This is a genomic window from Salinibacterium sp. ZJ70 (genome assembly GCF_011751865.2).
Lineage (GTDB): Bacteria > Actinomycetota > Actinomycetes > Actinomycetales > Microbacteriaceae > Homoserinibacter.
Genome location: NZ_CP061770.1, coordinates 622,810 through 641,972, shown reverse-complemented (window position 1 = coordinate 641,972; position 19,163 = coordinate 622,810). Strand labels below are relative to the sequence as shown.

The window sequence follows — 19,163 nt, the reverse complement described above, 5'->3', positions numbered from 1 at the left end:
CCCAGCGTCACCTCACTCGGTCCGTGCGCGCCATGCCCGGGCCGCCAGGAGCAGAGCTCCGGCACCGAGCGCGAGCAGAGCGACGCTCAGCGGGGTGCGGATCTGCGCGCCGGTGTCTGCGAGCCAGTCACGCACCGGGTCCGGTTCCGGCTGCACACTCGCGACTGTCGCCGTCGACGGCACCGAGGAGATGGGGCCCTCGGGCGCCGTTCCCCGCAGCATCGCCACGTTGCGCACCACACCGTCCGAGAAGTCGCCCGCGCGAACCGTGTAGGGCACCGCCGAGAGCAGTGCGCTCTCACCCGGAGCGAGGCTTGCGAGCCCCGCCGGGAGCTCGGCTTCGATCATCTGATCCTGGATCTCGATACCCGTGACAGTGCGGTTCCCCACGTTCACGATCGAGAACCGGTACTCGATCGTGTCGCCGACCGACGCCAGTCCGTCACCGTCTGCGTCATCGAGCACTGCCGTCTTCTCGAGGCCCAGCTCCGCACGATCGGCACCCAACGGCACCGAGGTCACGCTCTCCGGAGAGGTGACCGGCGTCGGCGGGGTTCCGGGGATGACGCCGATCGCCTGCGCGGAGTTCACGAGCTCCTGCGCGATGGTGTCCGCCTCGGTGACGACATACGAGGTCGTCACCGTGGCCGAGGCGCCCGCGGCGAGAAGCCCCACGGGCACGACCACGTCAAGGCGTTCATCTACGACGTCGATGTCGGTGAGTGCCACGTTTCCCGTGTTGGTCACGAGGAACGCGAATGTCACCGTCTCCCCCACATCTGCCATCCCGTTCCCGTTGGCGTCGGCGAAGCTCGCGGTCTTCTCGATGAGCAGCCCCGGGTCGGCCACGGGCACAGAAGCCGCTGCCAGGGAGGATGCGACGGGCGTGCCGTCAGGAGCCTCGGCAGTGGCGTGGGCCGTGTTCACGATCGCCCCGTCGCCATTCGGCGAGCTGACGTCGGCGGCGGTCACCACGTAGTCCGCGGAGAACGTGCGCGAGGCGCCGGGAGCGAGGGGACCGGAATCGGGCGAAGCGATGCCGCTGAGCATCGGGTCGTCGATGGCGACGGCGTCGAGTGTCACGTTCCCGGTGTTGGTCACCACGAAGGTGTAGGTGAGCACCTCAGTCGTGTCGGCCACACCGTTGTCGTTCACCGCGCCCGTGATCTCGACCGACTTCACGAGAGTGAGCGCTGGCGCCGAGGGCACCGCCGGGACGACGACGGTCGAGGGATCGCTCGGCACGGTGCCCCCGGGGCCGACGCCGTTCGCCGTTGCGGTGTTGGCGACCTCGCCCGCGTCGATGTCGGCCTGCACCACCGTGTAGGGCGCTGCGGTCACGGTGCGCCGCTCGCCGGGGGCGAGGTCGAACGCACCCCCGAGGCCCGTCACGCGCGGGTCCTCGATCGTGATTCCCGTGAGAGTGACGTTGCCGCGGTTCTCGAGCAGGAAGCTGTAGCTGATGGTCTCGCCCAGGTCGGCGAGTGTATTGCCGTTGACGTCGTTCAGCTCCGCCAGCTTGGTGATCGCCAGGGCCTCGATCACCGGGTCGGTGTCGGTCGTCGCGGAGTCCTCGGGCGACCGAAGCGGCTCATCGCTTCCGGGCACGGTGCCCTCAGCTGCGGCGACGTTCACGATCGACCCGGCGAGGATGTCCGCTTCCGTCACCAGGTAGGCAGCCGTGAATGCGTACTCTGTCTGCGGTTCGAGGGTGATCGACGCCGGGCTCACGCTGGCGACGCGATCATCCAGCACGCGCACATTCTCCAGTCGGGTGTTCCCGGTGTTCTGAACGCGGAAGGTGTACGTGATGGTCTCGCCGATGCCCGCAGCACCGCTGCCGTCGACATCGAACAGGCTCGCGCTCTTGGTGATGGCGAGGCCGGGCTCCACCGTCTCGGTCGAGGTGCTGCTCGGTTCGGACGTGACCTCGGTGCCCGTCGGGGGTGTCGCACGCGCCACCGCGGTGTTCACGAGGTCGCCGTTGCCGAGGTCCTGAGCGAGCACCGTGTAGGTGCGGCTCGCTTCTGCGCTCGCGCCAGGCGCCAGCGTGGCGGCAAGCTCGATCGCCGGCGGCGCCGGGAACATGGGGTCATCGACGGTGACGTTCGTCAGCGTCACGTTGCCCGTGTTGCGTGCGACGAAGCGGTACGTGATCTCCTCGCCCTCGTCGGCCACGCCGTTGGCGTTGGCGTCGACGAGTTCAGAGGTCTTCAGCAGCGTGAGCCCGGGCGCTGCGGGCGCCGTGTCGACCTCAGCGGTGCTGGTGGCGGTCAGATCGCCTCCGCCGCGCGGGTCGGGGACGGTGGCGGTCGCGGTGTTGGACACGATCCCCGCATCGACGTCCGTCTGCGTGACCGTGTAGGTGGCAGTGGAGACGCCCTGCGCGCCCGGACGAAGCGAGGCGTGCGACGACGGGGTGAGCTGTCCGGTCGTGAACATCGGATCGTCGACGGTGACGTCGAACAGGGAGACGTTCCCGGTGTTGGTGGTCACCAGCCGATACTCGATCTGCTCGCCGACATCAGCGAAGCCGTTGCCGTTCGTGTCGTTCAGCACGGCGGTCTTCGCCAGTGCGAGCGCCGGCTCGGCCGCGGCGAGTGGGATCGTCGTGGTCGACGGCGCCGAGGTCACCGGGGTGCCTCCCACCGGCGTGCCGGTCGCCGTCGCCTCATTCGCGACGACGCCTGCGATGATGTCCGACGCTTCGACCTCGAGCGTCGCGGTGAACACCTGCTGGCCGCCGGGGGCGATATCGGCCGCAGCGGGGCTCAGCGTGCCGCGACCCACGAGCATGGGATCCGAGACCGTGACGCCTTCGAGCGGAACGTTGCCGGTGTTGGTCACCACGAAGTAGTAGGTGACGACGGTCCCCTCCGATGCCGGCGTGTTCGCCGCCTGGCCGGACCACTCCGCCGACTTCACGAGCGTGATCCCCACCTCCGCCGTCTGGGTGGTCGTGGTGGTGGGCGGGGTGGTGATCTGCGTTCCACCTGGCGGGGTTCCCGTCGCGGTGGCGGAGTTGACGACCTCACCGGCCGCGAGATCGGCGCCTGTGACGGTGTGCACGCCGACGAACTCGTGCACCGCCCCTGGCGCCAGCACGACGGTCGCGGTCAGCCCCGGGAGCTTCGGATCGTCGACTCCGACGTCCGTGAGCGTCACGTTGCCGGTGTTCTCGACGCGGATCGTGTATTCGATCGTCTCGCCTTCATCGGCGACGCCGTTGCCGTTGGCGTCCTGCAGCGCTGCCGTCTTGAGGCTGGTGAGCCCCGGACGAGCAGGGATCGCGACGGTCGCGCTGGACGTGGCGGTGAGCGTCTGCCCGGCGGCCGTGCCGGTGACCGAGGCGGTGTTCACGACGGCACCGGAGTCGACGTGTGTCTGCGTCACGCTGAGCGGGGTCGATGTGAAGGTCTGGCTGCCGCCGACCGGGATCGTGGCGCTGGCGGGTGCGATGCCCGTGACGAGAGGGTCGGAGACGCTGACGCCCGAGATCGGCAGATCACCGGTGTTGGTGACGACGAAGGTGTACGCGATCTGCCCACCCAGGGCCGCGTCGCCGCCCCCGACGACTGCTGCCGTCTTCGTGAACGTCATCGAGGGTACGAGGATGCGCACGTCGGCGGTGCTCGAGTTGTTGCTCGCGACGGCGTCCTGCTCGTTGCCGAGCACGGAGGCCGTGTTGGCGATGGTGCCGCGAGATGCCGTGCCGCGCACGGTCACGGGGATCGTGAACGTGGTCGTCGAGTCGACGGTGAGGCGGCCGCCGGAGCACGTGACGACCTGTCCGTTCGCGGAGCAGCCAGTCGGCAGGCTGCCGATCTCCAGTGCCGACGGGATCGAGTCGGAGACGGTGAATCCCGATGACACGCCCGCGCCGTTGTTACGCACGCGGAGCGTGTAGGTGAAGCTCTGACCGCGCGCAGCCTCGGTCACCGACGCCGACTTGGTGATCGCCAGGTCGGCGGGCTTGCCGCGGGACGCGGTGGCGTCGTTGGCGCTCGAACCGGGGCCGGAGATGGCCGAGACGAGGGTGAACGTGGGAGATGCGGAGGCCGGATTGGTGACCTTCACCTGCAGGATGCCGCCGGCATTCTTCGAGAATCCGAGGTTGCCGTTGCCGTAGGTGAACGCGCCGCCCGCCGCGGGGTGGCCGACGAGCGCCGGGACTGTGAACTTCGTCACACCGCCGAGCGGGCCGATGCGCACGATGTCGCCGCCGCCGCCGTATCCCCAGAAGAAGCCGTCGGCGAATGTGAGGTCGGGCGGGATGGTGGCGCTGCTCGGGTTGGTGAGGGTGACCTCTGTCGTCGGCCCGCTCGGGTTCGCGACGTTCGTGTAGTACATCGTCGACTGCGAGAAGTAGTAGAAGCGATTGGCGGTGTCGCCGAAGGTGCCGATCACCGAGGGCACGGAGGCGTCCTTGATGACGCTCACCGCGCCACCCGTCTCGATGCGGATGACCTTGGCCCCCGCACCGAGGGACTGGCGGACGCCATACAGGTAGCCGTCCTGCTCGTTGAAGGCGATTGCGTTGTACGGCGCCGCGAGGTGGGGTCCGCCGATGTTGCTGAAGCTGATCTCGCCGTTGCTCTGCAGGCCGCGCATGAGCTGTGTGTCGTCGTTGTCGTTGCCCTGCGCGAGGTAGACGACAGCCTCGTCTCGCGTGAAGGCCGCGGCACTCGCGGAGGTCGCCGGCACGGCGGCGAGCAGGCCGCCCAGCAGAAGGGCGGAGAGGCCGCTCGCGATTCCCTTGCGGGTCGTCTGGCGGGCGCGCTCGCGCCGACGCGCACGGGCACGCGTGATCTCGTTGCTCGTCATTGGTCCCCCCGGATCTGACGCAGTCGTCGACGCGCGTCGGTGCCACGTCAACAGTTGACACAGACACTATCGGGAGGTGGACATGACTGTCCACCACGTGCGGCAGCGGTGATCGCGGTCAGCGTCGGCGCCCGGACGCGCCCGACGCGGAGAGCGGCAGAACTCAGTGCGGCGCGAACGGCCCGCGGGGAGCGTCCACCGGCTGGTCGTTCCAGTGGCCGTACACGGCCTCCGTGTTGGAGCAGATCTGCGCGGCCAGCATCGACGCCTCGGTGCCGAGATGCCCGGCCATCGCGCGCAGCGTGTGCGGAAGCAGATAGGGGGCGTTCGGCCGACCCCGCACCGGTGTCGGGGTGAGGTAGGGGGCATCCGTCTCGATGAGAATGCGCGAACGCGGCATCACCTCGAGCGCGTCACGCAGCGCGGGGGCGTTCTTGAACGTCACCGTGCCCGCGAAGGAGGCGTACCAGCCGCGCGAGGCGATGATCTCGGCGAACGCCGCATCGCCCGAGAAGCAGTGGAAGACGACCAGCTCGGGCGCGCCCACGCGGTCGAGGGTCGCAACCACCTCGCGGTGCGCGTCGCGGTCATGGATCTGCAGGGCGAGCCCGTGGCGCTTCGCGATCTCGATGTGCGCCTCGAACGAGCGGTACTGCGCGTCGATGCCCGCCTGGCCCTCGGTGCGGTAGAAGTCGAGGCCTGTCTCGCCCACAGCGCGCACGCGCGGTCGCGCAGCGAGCTCGTCGATCCCCGCGAGGTGCTCATCGAGCAGCCCGTCGCGGGCCAGATCAGGGGCATCGTTCGGATGCAGCGCCACCGCCGCGAGCACGCGCGGTTCGACCGCCGCCACCTCGGCGCTCCACCGCGAGGTCGCCAGATCGGTGCCCACCTGCACGACACCCTTCACCCCCACGCTCGACGCCCGGTCGAGCTGCTCGCGGTAGTCGAGCGGCTCATCCGAATCCGCGATCTCGAGGTGCGTGTGGTTGTCGTAGACAGAGACCACGAGCGCTTCAGGGAGCGGCGGATACGTGCGCGGCTTCTCATCGGAAGCTGCGCGAGCGCGGATGAAGGGATCGGTCACGCGGCTCCTGTGGCCTCGTCGATGCGCGGGAAGAGCGCCTCGAGCGGCGAGATGCGGGTGGCCGCCGGGAGCTGGCCCCAGGTGCCCGCTTCACGCAGCGGCTGCGCGTCGAGTGCCCCGAGCGCACCCTCGGCACCGAGCGCCGCCCACAGCTTCGCGGTGGCCTTCGGGGTGACCGGGTTGAGCAGCACCGCGAGCGCGCGCAGGCCCTCAGCGGTCGTGTAGAGCACGGTGCCGAGGCGCTCGCGCGTCTCGTCGCTCTTCGCGAGCACCCAGGGCTCCTGCTCGGTGATGTAGCCATTGAGCGCGTCGACGATCGTCCAGATGTGCGAGATCGCGTCGTCGATGGCGAGCTTCTCGATCGCGGCGTCCGCGTTCGTCACCGCCTGCGCCACGACCTGCTGGATGGCGAGGTCGGAGTCCGTGTACTCCGCCGGGGCGGGCAGCACACCGTCGTAGTACTTGCCGATCATCGCGACCACGCGTGAGGCGAGGTTGCCGAAGCCGTTGGCGAGCTCGGCCTGGTAGCGGGCCGAGAGGTCCTCCCACGAGAACGAGCCGTCCTGGCCGAAGCGGATCGCGCTCATGAAGTAGTAGCGGAACGCATCCGAGCCGAACGTGTCGGTGATCTGGTTCGGCGCGATGCCGGTGAGCTTCGACTTCGACATCTTCTCGCCGCCGACCAGCAGCCAGCCGTGACCGAACACCTTGCGCGGCACGGGAAGCCCGGCCGCCATGAGCATCGCCGGCCAGATCACCGCGTGGAAGCGGGCGATGTCCTTGCCCACGAGGTTCACGCCCGGCCAGCGGCGTGCGAACGTCTCCTCATCCGAGCCGTAGCCGGTCGCCGAGATGTAGTTGAGCAGCGCGTCGAACCACACGTACACGACATGCGAGTCGTCCCACGGCACCTTGATGCCCCAGTCGAAGCTCGACCGCGAGATCGACAGATCCGAGAGCCCCTGCTTCACGAACTGCACGATCTCGTTGCGCACGCTGTCGGGCTGGATGAAGTCCGGCTGGCTCTCGTACAGGTCGAGCAGCGGCTGCGCGAACTGGCTCATCTTGAAGAAGTAGTTCTTCTCGCGCAGGATCTCGACCGGGCGCGAGTGGATGCGGCACACGAGCTGACCCGCGTACTCCCCATCGGTGGCCTTGTCGAGGTCGTCGAGCTGCTTGTACTCCTCGCAGCCGACGCAGTAGTAGCCCTCGTACTCGCCGTCGTAGATGAAGCCGTCATCGTGCAGCTTCTGCAGGAACTTGGCGACAGCGGTCTCGTGGCGCTCGTCCGTCGTGCGGATGAAGTCGTCGTTCGAGATGTCGATCGTCTCGAGCAGAGGCTTCCACGCGGAGTCGACGAGGCGGTCGGCCCACTCCTTCGGCTCGACGCCGTTCGCCGCGGCGGTGCGCAGGATCTTCTGGCCGTGCTCATCGGTTCCCGTGAGCAGCCAGGTGTCGTCGCCCGCCTGACGGTGCCAACGCGCCAGAAGGTCTGCGGCGACCTCCGTGTACGCGTGACCGATGTGGGGCACATCGTTGACATAGAAGATGGGCGTCGTGATGAAGAAGCTCTCGCCGGCGGGCATGGGGTCGATTCTAGTTGGGGCTTCTGGATCGTGACGGCGCGCGGCCACTACTCTTCCCGCATGGAGCAGTGGGCCACCCTCGACGAGATCATCGCGGCGCGCACCCGGATCGCGGAATCGCTTGTCGGCTGGGTGCAGCCCGCCGCCCACGGCATCGGACTGATTCCTGCTGGCGAGACACCCGCAGCCCACCACTTTCCGGTGGCGAACACCGAGAACCACATCCTGCCCGGCGTGATCTCCGCCTCCGTGCTGGGCTACCGCCGCGGGTCCTGCGTACTCGAGGTGACACGCGCGCAGCTCGAGGAGATCATCCGCAGGCTCACCCCCGCAGAAGCGTGCCTGGAGGTTGGCCACCCCAACCTGTGGATGTGGCGCGACACGTTCCTTCCGACGCTCGACGCGAATCCGGATGCACGGCTCGTCGCCGTCTACCTCGACTCTCCGGACGCCGACGCGGCGGCCCCCGAGATGACCGCATTCCTCAAGGCTCTCCAGTCCCCCTCGCCGTGACGCCCCGGCCCGACACCCCCTGAGGTGTCACTTTGTGCCGCTTCGAAAGGCTCGAGAGCGACACAAAGTGACACCTCACGGGAGAACGGGGGCGCGTCAGCTCTTGAGCGCGGCTTCGTAGAGCTCGCGGCGTGAGAGCCCTGTCGCCTCGGCGACCTCCGCGGTGGCTTCTTTGAGGCGCACCCCGGATGCGGTGAGTGCCTTCACCTGGGCGAGGGCGTCCTCGAAGCTCGCGCTGGCCGGTGCCGCGCCCTCGATGACGAGCACGATCTCGCCGCGGGCACCCTCGGCGTAGCGCTCGGCGAGTTCGGCGAGCGTGCCGCGGGCAATCTCCTCGTAGAGCTTGGTGAGCTCGCGGCAGACGACCGCGCGCCGATCGGCGCCGAACGCGGCAGCGGCATCCGCGAGGGCGTCGCCGATGCGGTGCGGCGACTCGAAGAACACGAGGGTGCGAGGTTCGGCGGCGAGCGTGCGCAGCGCCTGGAGGCGCCCCTTGCGCGGCAGAAAGCCTTCGAAGCAGAAGCGGTCGGTGGGAAGCCCCGACACGGCGAGCGCCGTGAGCACGGCCGACGGGCCGGGCAGAGCCGTCACGGTGACGCCCGCCTCGGCGGCGGCCGCGACGAGCGGGAACCCCGGATCCGAGACGGTCGGCATGCCCGCGTCCGACAGCACGAGAACATCGGTGTCGCGCGCGAGCTCCACGATCTCGGAGGCCTTGGCGCTCTCGTTGTGCTCGTGCAGCGGGATGAGGCGGGGCCGGTTCTCGACGCCGAGAGCACGCATGAGCTGCACGGTCGTGCGGGTGTCCTCCGAGGCGATCACCTCGGCGTTGCCGAGTGCTTCGATGAGGCGAGCGGACGCATCGCCGAGATTGCCGATCGGGGTCGCCGCGAGGATGATCACCCGCCCATCCTCCCACCGCGTTGCCGCGCGTCCCCTGCGCTCCCCCGCCGCGCGCATCTGCTTCGGGAGGATTCCGCGCACCTCGGGCTGAGCCCGGGGACCGGGAGCAGCGGCGGAGCGCGGATACGATGCCGGGATGGAGGCGCGCGAGTCCGAGTTCGACCGGCTTGTGCGTGCCACCCCGGATGGGACGGCCAGCGCGGCACGCGCCGAGACCAGTGCTCCGGCCCCGCACGCCCACGAGTCCGCACCCGTCGGCTCACGCTTCGACGAGCGCTGGGAGCGGTGGATGGCGGATCCGCGGATCCGTCGCGCGTGGACCTGGGGCGCCCCCGCCGCCGTCATCGGCGTCGCCGCGGCGACGCGCCTGATCGGCCTCGACAACCCGCACGCGATCGTGTTCGACGAGACCTACTACGTGAAGGATGCGTGGACGCTCTCGCAGCTCGGCTACGAGTCGCGATGGGCGGACGACGCCAACGAGTCGTTCCTCGCGGGCGACCCCAACACCTACCTGCGCGACGCCTCCTTCGTCGTGCACCCGCCGCTCGGAAAGTGGATCATCGCGGCAGGCATGGCGCTGTTCGGCACCGACAGCGGCTTCGGATGGCGGGTCGGGATGGCCGTGGTGGGCGTGCTGCTCGTCGCCCTCACGATGCTCGTCGCGAAGCGGCTGTTCGCCTCCACGACTCTCGCGGTGCTCGCGGGCGCCCTCATCGCGATCGACGGCAACGCGATCGTCATGTGCCGCGTGGCGGTCCTCGACACGGGGGTCGCGTTCTTCGGGCTGCTGGGCGCGTACTTCGTGCTGCTCGACCGCGACTGGTTCCGCATCCGGCTCGCCGCGGCGCTCGAGAGCCGCGGCTCCCCCTGGGGCCCGACCCTGTGGTGGCGGCCGTGGCTCATCGCCGCCGCGGTCGCGTTCGGGTGCGCGACGAGCGTCAAGTGGTCGGGCCTGTACTTCCTCGCCGTCTTCGGCATCTTCACGGTGGTGTCGGACGCGTTCCTGCGCAAGCAGGCGGGCATCGAGCTGTGGGCGGTCGGCGCGCTCCTCAAGCAGGCCCCCGTCAACTTCGTCTCGCTCGTGCCGCTCGCCGCGGTGACCCACATGCTCACCTGGTGGAGCTGGTTCGCGACCGACGGCGGCTACAGCCGCCGGTGGGTCGAGGAGCAGGGCGGCACCCGCTGGGAGGGCCTGCTGGCGTGGGTGCCTGTCGAGTTCCAGAACTGGTGGCACTTCCAGTCGCAGGTGTGGGGCTACCACGTGTCCGAGAGCACACCGCATCCGTATCAGGCGAACCCGCTCACCTGGCTGTTCCTGGTGCGCCCGACGTCGATGTTCTACCAGGACCACGGCGACGGCACGGCGTCGGCGATCCTCGACATCGCGAATCCGCTGATCTGGTGGGGTGCGACTGCCGCCCTCGGGTTCCTCGTGGTGCGCGTCGTCCGCGGCCTCATGCGCAGCGAGCCGGTGTGGGCGGATGCGTTCATCCTCACCGGAATGGCGGCCGGCTACCTGCCGTGGCTGATGTACCTGAACCGCACGGTGTTCCAGTTCTACACGATCGCGTTCGAGCCGTTCATGGTTCTCGCGCTCACGGCCGCGATCGCCGCGATCGTGGGGCGGCGCGATGACCCGGAGCGTCTGCGGGTGCCTGCGCTGGTGACGGGGACGGTGTTCCTGGTGCTGGTGCTGATCGTGTCGGCGTTCTTCCTTCCGATGTGGACGGGCCAGCCGATGCCGGTCTGGTTCATCCGCATGCACTACTGGCTGCCCGGCTGGTTCTGACGAAAGCTCGAACCCTCTTCCCAGGAAGAGTCCGAGGCGCTAGTCTTCGGCCGACAGACATGAGCCGGCGCATGCCCCCGCCTGCGATCTCCCGATCCGCCGATGCCCCACCGACGAGGCAGCTGTGACCACCACCGACGACACCCGCACGCCCGCGCGCTCCGCGCTCCGCACCCGCCGACGCAGCCGGACCGCGGTGACCGCCGTGCTGCTCGGAGCGCTCGCCCTCGCGCCTGTCGTGAGTGCGACCGCCGCACCGACCGGCCTTCAGATCTACTACCCGGGTGACGAAACGATGGTCGAGTCGGGCCCCAACACGGTCGCTGGCACGGTGACGTGGGGGCCCGGAAGCCCCGGCGGATCCGTCACGGTCACCAACGTCACCAACTTGGATACGTGCACCGTCTCCCCCACTTCCGGCCCCTACTCGTGCGACATCACGTTCGCCCTCGGACCGAACGTGATCGAGGTGACCGCTGTCGACAGCCTCGACTCCGTGCCGGAGACCGTGCAGGCGACCGTGCACGGCATCGAGGCGTACCTCGAGATCACGTCGCCGGTTGCGTCAGAGGGGCCCGCCGAATACTGGAACAGCGAGGCCATCGTTCTCGCGGGGAGTGGCCCGATCGGATCCGTCGTCCATGTGATGTGGAAGCTCTCGGGCGCCGATGATTCCACGTACGAATCGCTGTGCAACGAGACGATCAGCACGGGCGGCACCTGGCAGTGCATACGGCCCGTCCCGAGCCTCGGCGAGCTCATCCTCCGCGCGCACACCACCGACTCCCAGGGATACGCCCTGGAGACGTCCCTCAGTGTGGAGGTCCGCCAGATCGCCATCCCCCAGGTGACCTACACGTTCGGCCCGGCCGAGGTTCATGTGGCGGCGACCACCGAGTCGACGGACCCCTGGCTCGGCCTGTCGCTGCACGGCGTGGGTCCGAACTACCCGACCTCGTACGATTGGGTCGACCAGCTGGACAGCTGCCGCGAGGAGATCGACGCTCTCGAGTGCACGTTCTCGGGGATCACGCCGGGCGTGTGGCGGATCTTCGTCGACTCGCACTACAGCGCGCGCAACGACTTCGTGAGGATTCCGAACGCTCCCACCCTCACCACCGTCGTCAACGCCGATCGCAGCGTCACCTTCACCGTCACGAAGGACCCCGATGCGGAGGTCGACATCCGGGAAACCGGGGTCGACGACGTCCTCTGCACGATCACCGGAACCGGAACCACCGGCTCCTGCACCGCATACCCGGCCGCCGGGCAGCGCGCGTTCACCGCTCAAGCGGGCTCAGTCGGTTTCGTGGCGGCGACGGCCAGCGATGGCACGTCGACCATCATTCCGGATGACTCGCACCAGGGGCTCTCCACCGTCACGGTCGGAACTGTCGTCAACATCCCCGCCGCCCCGGCGACCCCGCCCCCGCCGCAGACCCCGCCGCAGACCGTGCCTCCGACCGTGCCGCCAGCTGCTGCGGCTTCCGTTCCCCCCTGGGAGTGGCGCTACGTGTTCGAGGGCGGCGACGACCTGCTCCCCGGAGACAGGGTCGGCGTCACGGGAGACGGGCCTCCCCCTGGCACCCGCGTCACCCTCGAGCTCCATTCGGAGCCGATCGTGCTCGGTTCGATGATCGTGGGGGCCGACCGCACGTTCCGCATCTTCGGCACGGTGCCGCTCGACATCGAGCCGGGCGATCACGAACTGGTGCTGCGCGCCGAGGTGGATGGCGAAGCTGCGCGCGAACAGCGCGAGGGCGTGGGCGTGCGGGCCGTTGCGCTCGACCCGATCGCGGATGAGCCCGAGCAGCAGGTGACGGCGTCGGGTCCGCTGCAGGGTGATGCCGGGGCATCCCGCAACGACCCGGGTGCCCCCAACTCCTTGAGCGACAGCCTGCCCACGCTGCGGTTCCTGTTCGAGAATCCGGCGTCGTTCGCAGCAGCCGCGCTCCTCGCGCTCGCGCTGCTGTTCCTGGTGTCGATTCCCACCGAGCTGCTGAACTCCGCCCTGACGAGCGGCAGCGGCAACCGCGGGCGCGTGCTGCAGATGCTCGGAACGGTGGGCGAGAAGACCAACGCCGCGCTGCACCGTGCGCTGCGTTCTCCGGTCGCTGTCTCCGCCGTGGTCGTGATCGTCATGAGCCTCGTCTACTGCTTCGCCGATCCGGGTTTCGGGGCCGATCTCGCATCGCTGCGGATGCTGCTGGCGCTCGCACTCGCGCTGTTCATCCTCACGTGGGGTGTCGGGGCGATGACGGGCGCGATCACCCGACGACTGTGGGGTGCCGCGTCGAGCATCTCGGTGGATCTCTCCGTCGTGCCGCTCGCGATCCTCGGTGTGATCGTGGCGCGCATCCTCGACTTCGCCCCCGGTTTCTTCATCGGTCTCGCGATCGGCGCCGAGATGGTGGTGGCGAGCAGACGTGCTCGGGTGGGCGCGAGCCTGCTGAGCTTCGGGCTCGTGATCGCCGTGTCGGTGCTGGCCTGGCTCGGCTATTCCGCGATGGCGGGTCTGCCCCTCGACGACTTCGGCAGCGCGCTCGTCAACGACACCCTCGTGGCGGTCGCCGCCGAGGGTCTCACCGCCGCGGCTGTCGCCGCGCTGCCTCTGACGTTCCTCGAGGGGCGGGCGATCTGGGAGGCGTCGAAGAAGCTCTGGCTCGCGGTGTTCCTCGTGACCCAGTTCGTGTTCTGCCTGATCGTGCTGCCGACGGCGATGGAGGCCAGCGAGGTCGCGAACCTCGGCGTGTGGCTCCTGGTGCTGGGCGCCTACTGTCTTCTGACGCTCGGGATGTGGCGGTGGCTCGTACACCGCGACAAGGCATCCGCGAGCATCCCCGAGGCTGACGACGATCTCATCCTCTCCGCCCCGACGGGTCATCCGCCGGAGTGACGAGGCGCGCGCATCTGCTCCGTAGCGTCGAAGGCGAGGAGCACACATGCGCGCACACACCACCCTGACGATCGACGGCGACGCGATCGCCGCGAACACCCGGGCGATCGCCGCGGCCACGACGTCCGAGGTGATGGCGGTGGTGAAGGCCGACGGATTCGGTCACGGTCGGGCCGCGCTGCGGGCGCTCGAAGCCGGCGCGACGCGGCTCGGGGTGACAAGCATCGAGGAGGCCCTGCCGCTGCGCTGGGCGGGCATCGATGTGCCGATCCTCAGCTGGCTGAACCCGGTGGACGCGGACGTCGTGTCGGCAGTGCGGCACCGCATCGAACTCGCGGTGCCCAGCATCGCGCACCTCGCGCGCACGGCGGCGGGTGCTCGTGCGCTCGGCGCGACGGCCCGCGTGCACCTGCACCTGGATTCCGGGATGGCGCGCGACGGGGCGTCGTCGACGGAGTGGCGGGCACTCTGCCGACTGGCTCGGGAGTACGAGGCCGAGGGCACGATCCGGGTCGTCGGCATCATGAGCCACCTGGCGCGCGCCGACGAGCCGCGGCATCCGCTCACGGTGCGTCAGCGTCTGCTCACGGATGCGGCGGCGCGCACGGCGCGCACGTTCGGGCTCACCCCGCGGCACGTGCACCTCGCTGCGACGGCCGCGACGCTCACCGATCCGAGCACGCACTTCGACATGGTGCGCGTCGGCGCGGGGCTCTATGGCATCGACCCGTCGGGCTCCACCACGCTCCGCGGTGCGATGCGCCTGGCGACGCACGTGACGACCGTGCGCGATGTGCCGGCCGACACCCCTGTGGGCTACGGCGCGCACTACCTCACCCGGCACCGCACGCGGCTCGCTCTGCTGCCGCTCGGCTACGCCGACGGCATCCCCCGTACGCTCGGCGCCGGCGCGAGCGCGTGGGTGCGCGGGCGCCGCGTGCCGATCGCGGGGGTCGTGTCGATGGATCAGACGGTCGTGGATGTGGGCGAGGCCGGCATCGAGGCGGGTGACGAGGTGGTGCTGTTCGGCTCGGGTGACGACGGCGAGCCGACGCTGCACGAGTGGGCGCGCTGGGCGGGAACGATCGAGCATGAGCTCGTGACGCGCATCGGGCCGCGCGTGCACGTGGAGCAGGCGGCATGAGCGCCGTCACCCGGGTGGTGGTGATCGGCGGAGGCACATCGAGCGAGCACGAGGTCTCGCTCGCTTCCGCGGCGGGCATCGCGGCCGCGCTCGACCGCTCGCGGTTCGACGTGGTCGAGCTGACGATCCGCCCGGATGGATCGTGGGCGCGCGCCGACGGACGCGACGTGCCGGGCGACCTCGCGGGTGCGATCGGCATCCTCGAACGCGCCGATGTCGTGATCCCGGCCCTCCACGGGGCGCGCGGCGAGGACGGCACGATCGCGGCGCTGCTCGACCTCGTGGGCGTGCCGTACGTGGGATCGGGGGTCGCTGCGGGGGCCCTTGCGATGAGCAAGCGCGCCACGAAGGCCGTCGCCGCCGACACCGGGGTGCCGAGCGCGGCGGGCTTCGTGGTGCGGGATGCCGCCGATGCGCGCCTTGCCGACGTTCCGCTGCCCGTGGTCGTGAAGCCGGATCGCGGCGGCTCGAGCCACGGCGTCGTGCTCGTCGAGGACCGCGACGACCTGGGTGCGGCGGTCGCGACGGCGCTCGCTTTCGGGGATGAGGCGGTGGTCGAGCAGCTGGTGCGCGGGCGCGAGATCGACGTGGCGGTGATCGAGCATCAGGATGGGCGGCTCGAGTGCCTGCCGCCGCTGGAGATCGTCGTCGCGGGTGGCGGGCTCTTCGACGCGCACGAGAAGTACGAACGCGAACCCGACTTCCGCATCCCGGCGCCACTCGACGAGGGCGTGCTCGCGCGGCTGAACGCCGCCGCGCTCTCGACCTTCCGGGCGATCGGCGCGCAGGGACTCGCGCGCATCGACTTCTTCGTGAGCGCGGGCGAGGTGCTGCTCAACGAGGTCAACACCTTCCCCGGTTTCACCGCGCGCTCGCAGGTGCCGCGCATGGCGGCCGCCCGCGGCATCGACTACCCGGCGCTCGTCGAGCTGCTCGTGACGACCGCGCTCGCGCGGAGCGATCCGCACCGCATCCGCTGACTTCCGGCGCTGCCGCAGGCACTGCCACGGCGGCGATGACACAGACCGAAATATGGCAACAGCCCCCCGATAGCCTGGGCGAATGTCTGCCAGCGACGACGCCTCCTCCGCGCCCTCCTCCGACCACGCCTGGGGCTTCCGCACCCGCGCCATCCACGCGGGCAACATCCCCGACGGCGTGCACGGCGCCCGCGCCCTGCCGATCTACCAGTCGAGCGCATTCGTGTTCGACGACACCGCGGATGCCGCCGCCCGCTTCGCGCTGCAGAAGTACGGCAACATCTACTCGCGCGTCGCGAACCCCACGGTCGCCTCCTTCGAGGAGCGCGTCGCCTCGCTCGAGGGCGGGCTCGGAGCTGTCGCCACCGCATCCGGCCTCGGCGCCGAGTTCATCACCTTCGCCTCCCTCGCGGGTGCCGGCGACCACATCGTCGCCGCGCAGAGCCTCTACGGCGGCACCGTCACCCAGCTCGATGTGACGCTACGCCGCTTCGGCGTCGACACGACGTTCGTCACCGGCACGAACCCTGCGGACTACGCCGCGGCGATCACCGATAAGACGAAGCTCATCTTCGTCGAGTCGATCACCAACCCCTCCGGCGACATCGCGGATCTGGAGGGTCTCGCCGACGTCGCACACGGCCACAACCTCCCGCTCATCGTCGACTCGACGGTCGCGACCCCGTACCTCAACCGCCCGATCGAATGGGGAGCGGATGTCGTCATCCACTCCGCCACCAAGTTCCTCGGCGGACACGGCACCACCCTCGGTGGTGTCGTCGTCGAATCCGGCCGCTTCCACTGGGCGAACGAGCGCTTCCCGCTCTTCGACCAGGAGGTGCCGCACTACGGCGGCCTCAACTGGCACGGCAACTTCGGCGAATACGCGTTCCTCACGCGCCTGCGCGCCGAGCAGCTGCGCGACATCGGCCCCGCGCTCGCTCCGCACTCGGCCTGGCTGCTCGCGCAGGGTGTCGAGACGCTGCCGTTCCGCATGCAGGCGCACGTCGACAACGCAGCGCTCGTGGCCGAGTTCCTCGAGAACGACCCTCGCATCGAGTTCGTCAACTGGGCGGGCCTCGAATCGCACCCGCACCACGCTCGTGCCCAGCGCTACTTCCCGAAGGGCCCCGGATCGGTCTTCAGCTTCGGCGTGAAGGGCACCGCCACGCGCGACTCGCGTGCCGTGGGCCGCACCTTCATCGAGTCGGTCGACCTGGCGAGCCACCTGGCGAACATCGGCGACGCGAAGACGCTCGTCATCCATCCCGCGTCGACGACGCACGCGCAGCTCACCGAGCAGCAGCTGATCGACGGCGGCGTGCTGCCGGGCCTCGTGCGCATCTCGGTGGGCATCGAGGATCCCGACGACATCCTGTACGACCTCGACCAGGCGCTCGACGCCGCAGTGAAGGGAGAATAGGCGCATGTCGACGTCGACCCCCGATCTCGAGACCGTCAACCTGCAGAACGGCCTCTCCTGCTCGCTGCCTGCGGATTCACCGCTCGCGAAGCTGCTGCGCTCGAAGCGCACCTGGGTGGGCCCGAACGCGAAGGAGCGCCTCGGCATCCTCCGTCGCGCGAAGTCGATCGCGATCGTGGGCGCCTCGCCGAACCCGGCACGGTCGAGCTTCTTCGTGGCGACCTACCTCGACCAGTCGAGCGACTACGACCTGTACTTCGTGAACCCGAACGCCACCGAGATCCTCGGCCAGCCGGTCTACAAGTCACTCGCCGACCTGCCGGTCGTGCCGGACATCGTGGATGTGTTCCGCCGCGCGAGCGACATCCCGCAGGTGATGGATGAGGTCGCCGCGATCGGCGCGAAGACGGTGTGGGTGCAGCTGGGCATCTGGAACGAGGAGGCCGCGGTGTACGGGGAATCCCTCGGGCTCACGGTCGTGATGGACCGCTGCATCAAGGTGGAGCACGCGCGCTTCAACGGCGGCCTGCACCTGCTCGGCTTCGACACCGGCCAGATCTCGAGCCGCAAGACGATCCGCTGATCGCACGTCTCAGCAGGCGCCCCGCACGGTTTCGTGTGGGGCGCCTCTCGTTGCGCGACGACCCGGCATGTAAATAATTCTTGACACGCTCGGGCTCCTGGGCCTAGCTTCTCCATGTCAAGAATTCTTGACACATAACGAGGGAGTCCCCCATGTCGCACGACATCCGCATCGCACGCCTCACCGGCGTCGCCTACCTGAGCCTCGCCCTCGTGGGCATGGCGGGTTTTCTCGTGGTCCGCCCACAGCTCGAGGTGGCGGGCGACCCCGCCGCGACCCTTGCGCTGCGAGCAGAGAGCCCCGCGCTCGCGCACCTCGGCATCGCGCTCGAGCTGCTCATCGTGATCGCGCAGGCCGCGGCCGCACTCGGCTTCGTCGCGCTGCTGCGGGATCGGCCCGCAGCAGCCTTCGGCGTCGCATCATTCGGCATCGCGAACGCGCTCACGATCCTCGGCAGCGCGGGCCTGCTCGTGGGTGCACAGCGCGTCATCGACGACCCCTCCCTCGCGCCCGGAGGCGACGCCGCCGCGACGGCCGCCCTGCTGGTGACCCTCTCGGCTGTCGCCTGGAAGGTAGGTGCCGTGTTCTTCGGCCTGTGGCTCATCCCGATGGGCTGGTTCGCGCTGTCGACGCGCCGGATGCCGCGCGTGATGGGCTGGTTCCTGGTGGTCGGAGGCGCAGGCTACGTGCTGAGCGCGATCGTCGCCGTCAGTGTGCCGGCGGTCCCCGCCGCGGTCGCCGACGCACTCACGCTCCCTGCCACGGTCGGCGAGCTGTGGGCCGTGGGCTACCTGCTGTTCGTGGGCATCCGCCCCGCACCGAGTGCACTCGCCAGCGCGCACACGACGCGCGCCGGCGAGGCAGTCACTCAGCGCTGATCGGCCAGAACCTCGTTGCGCTCGCCGTTGTCGGTCGTCGGGCCGATGGCCCCGGTGGCCTCGACCTCGTTGTCGTTGCCGTTCAGGGTGACGGTCCCGATCTCACCGTCGACGTCGATGCCATTGCGATCGCCCGTGATCACGATCTCGCCGACGTCTCCACGGGATTCGACGTCGCTTTTCTGACCTTCGAGGTCGACCGAGTCGATGGACGTGGCTTCGATGTCGGCGTCATCTCCGCGGATGATGAGGTTGCGGATCTCGCCCGCGTCGACATCGATTCCGTCGCCGTCGATCGTGAGTTCGTCACAGTCGCCGACTTTGTGGTGGCCCTTCTGGGAGATCGTGAGCTCGCCGTCGCACTCCGACGTCTTGTCCTTGGGCCCCATGGCGTCGCGGTCTCTGTCGTCACGGTCGCCGCGCGGCATGTTGGGCGTCATGATGCATCCGCTCAGGGTGACGGCGGTGACCAGGAGCACGAGGGGGGCGAGTATCCGGCGCATCTGCCCACGGTAGGTCGAGGTCCTTTCGCCCAACAGGGCAGGATGGCACGGTCA

Annotated in this window: 13 protein-coding genes; 8 read left to right on the top strand and 5 right to left on the bottom strand. The window is 69.5% G+C overall.

Annotated elements, in window-relative coordinates; all coding sequences use genetic code 11:
• Nucleotides 1-12 precede the first annotated feature (12 nt).
• The 3 genes from HCR12_RS03100 to metG all read right to left on the bottom strand — a co-directional run bounded on the left by HCR12_RS03100 (nt 13) and on the right by metG (nt 7,494).
• A complete protein-coding gene (locus HCR12_RS03100; protein WP_166867865.1) occupies nt 13-4,824 on the bottom strand; it encodes a DUF11 domain-containing protein in 4,812 nt (1,603 codons plus the stop codon).
• Between the two features lie 163 nt (nt 4,825-4,987).
• Entirely contained in the window at nt 4,988-5,908 is a 921-nt protein-coding gene (locus HCR12_RS03095) for a TatD family hydrolase (RefSeq protein WP_166867867.1), read from the bottom strand.
• Nucleotides 5,905-7,494 carry a methionine--tRNA ligase gene (gene metG, locus HCR12_RS03090; protein WP_166867869.1) on the bottom strand — a complete coding sequence of 530 codons (1,590 nt, stop codon included), beginning with the start codon at nt 7,492-7,494 and terminating at the stop codon, nt 5,905-5,907. Before metG ends, HCR12_RS03095 begins: the two co-directional genes overlap by 4 nt.
• 60 nt (nt 7,495-7,554) lie before the next feature.
• Here metG and HCR12_RS03085 point away from each other — a divergent pair, with 60 nt between their 5' ends.
• A complete protein-coding gene (locus tag HCR12_RS03085; RefSeq protein WP_224763608.1) occupies nt 7,555-8,007 on the top strand; it encodes a hypothetical protein in 453 nt (150 codons plus the stop codon).
• Nucleotides 8,008-8,103: 96 nt separating this feature from the next.
• Here HCR12_RS03085 and rsmI read toward each other — a convergent pair whose 3' ends face one another.
• On the bottom strand, nt 8,104-8,910 hold the full coding sequence (rsmI, locus tag HCR12_RS03080) for a 16S rRNA (cytidine(1402)-2'-O)-methyltransferase (protein WP_166867871.1): 807 nt from the start codon (nt 8,908-8,910) through the stop codon (nt 8,104-8,106).
• A 136-nt stretch (nt 8,911-9,046) separates the two neighbouring features.
• Between rsmI and HCR12_RS03075 the strand changes: the two genes are divergently transcribed.
• The 7 genes from HCR12_RS03075 (at nt 9,047) to HCR12_RS03045 (ending at nt 18,606) form a co-directional block, all read left to right on the top strand.
• The gene (locus tag HCR12_RS03075; RefSeq protein WP_166867873.1) at nt 9,047-10,702 is read left to right on the top strand and encodes a dolichyl-phosphate-mannose--protein mannosyltransferase; all 1,656 of its coding nucleotides are present in this window, start codon (nt 9,047-9,049) and stop codon (nt 10,700-10,702) included.
• 124 nt (nt 10,703-10,826) lie between these two features.
• A complete protein-coding gene (locus HCR12_RS03070) occupies nt 10,827-13,598 on the top strand; it encodes a hypothetical protein (protein ID WP_166867875.1) in 2,772 nt (923 codons plus the stop codon).
• Between the two features lie 46 nt (nt 13,599-13,644).
• Nucleotides 13,645-14,742, top strand: a complete 1,098-nt coding sequence (alr, locus tag HCR12_RS03065) for an alanine racemase (protein ID WP_166867877.1) — start codon at nt 13,645-13,647, stop codon at nt 14,740-14,742.
• Nucleotides 14,739-15,722: a D-alanine--D-alanine ligase family protein gene (locus HCR12_RS03060; protein WP_166867879.1), complete on the top strand. Its 984-nt coding sequence runs from the start codon at nt 14,739-14,741 to the stop codon at nt 15,720-15,722. The genes alr and HCR12_RS03060 overlap by 4 nt, the downstream gene beginning before the upstream one ends.
• Nucleotides 15,723-15,804: 82 nt before the next feature.
• The gene (locus tag HCR12_RS03055; protein ID WP_166867881.1) at nt 15,805-17,145 is read left to right on the top strand and encodes an O-acetylhomoserine aminocarboxypropyltransferase/cysteine synthase family protein; all 1,341 of its coding nucleotides are present in this window, start codon (nt 15,805-15,807) and stop codon (nt 17,143-17,145) included.
• A 4-nt stretch (nt 17,146-17,149) separates the two neighbouring features.
• Complete coding sequence (locus tag HCR12_RS03050) at nt 17,150-17,728, top strand: CoA-binding protein (RefSeq protein ID WP_166867883.1); 579 nt, start codon at nt 17,150-17,152, stop codon at nt 17,726-17,728.
• A gap of 152 nt (nt 17,729-17,880) precedes the next feature.
• Nucleotides 17,881-18,606: a DUF4386 domain-containing protein gene (locus tag HCR12_RS03045; protein WP_166867885.1), complete on the top strand. Its 726-nt coding sequence runs from the start codon at nt 17,881-17,883 to the stop codon at nt 18,604-18,606.
• On the opposite strand, the gene HCR12_RS03040 is transcribed toward HCR12_RS03045, so the two are convergent.
• Nucleotides 18,597-19,109, bottom strand: coding sequence for an LptM family lipoprotein (locus HCR12_RS03040; RefSeq protein ID WP_166867887.1), 513 nt, complete (start codon nt 19,107-19,109; stop codon nt 18,597-18,599). The genes HCR12_RS03045 and HCR12_RS03040 overlap by 10 nt on opposite strands.
• Between the last annotated feature and the right edge of the window lie 54 nt (nt 19,110-19,163).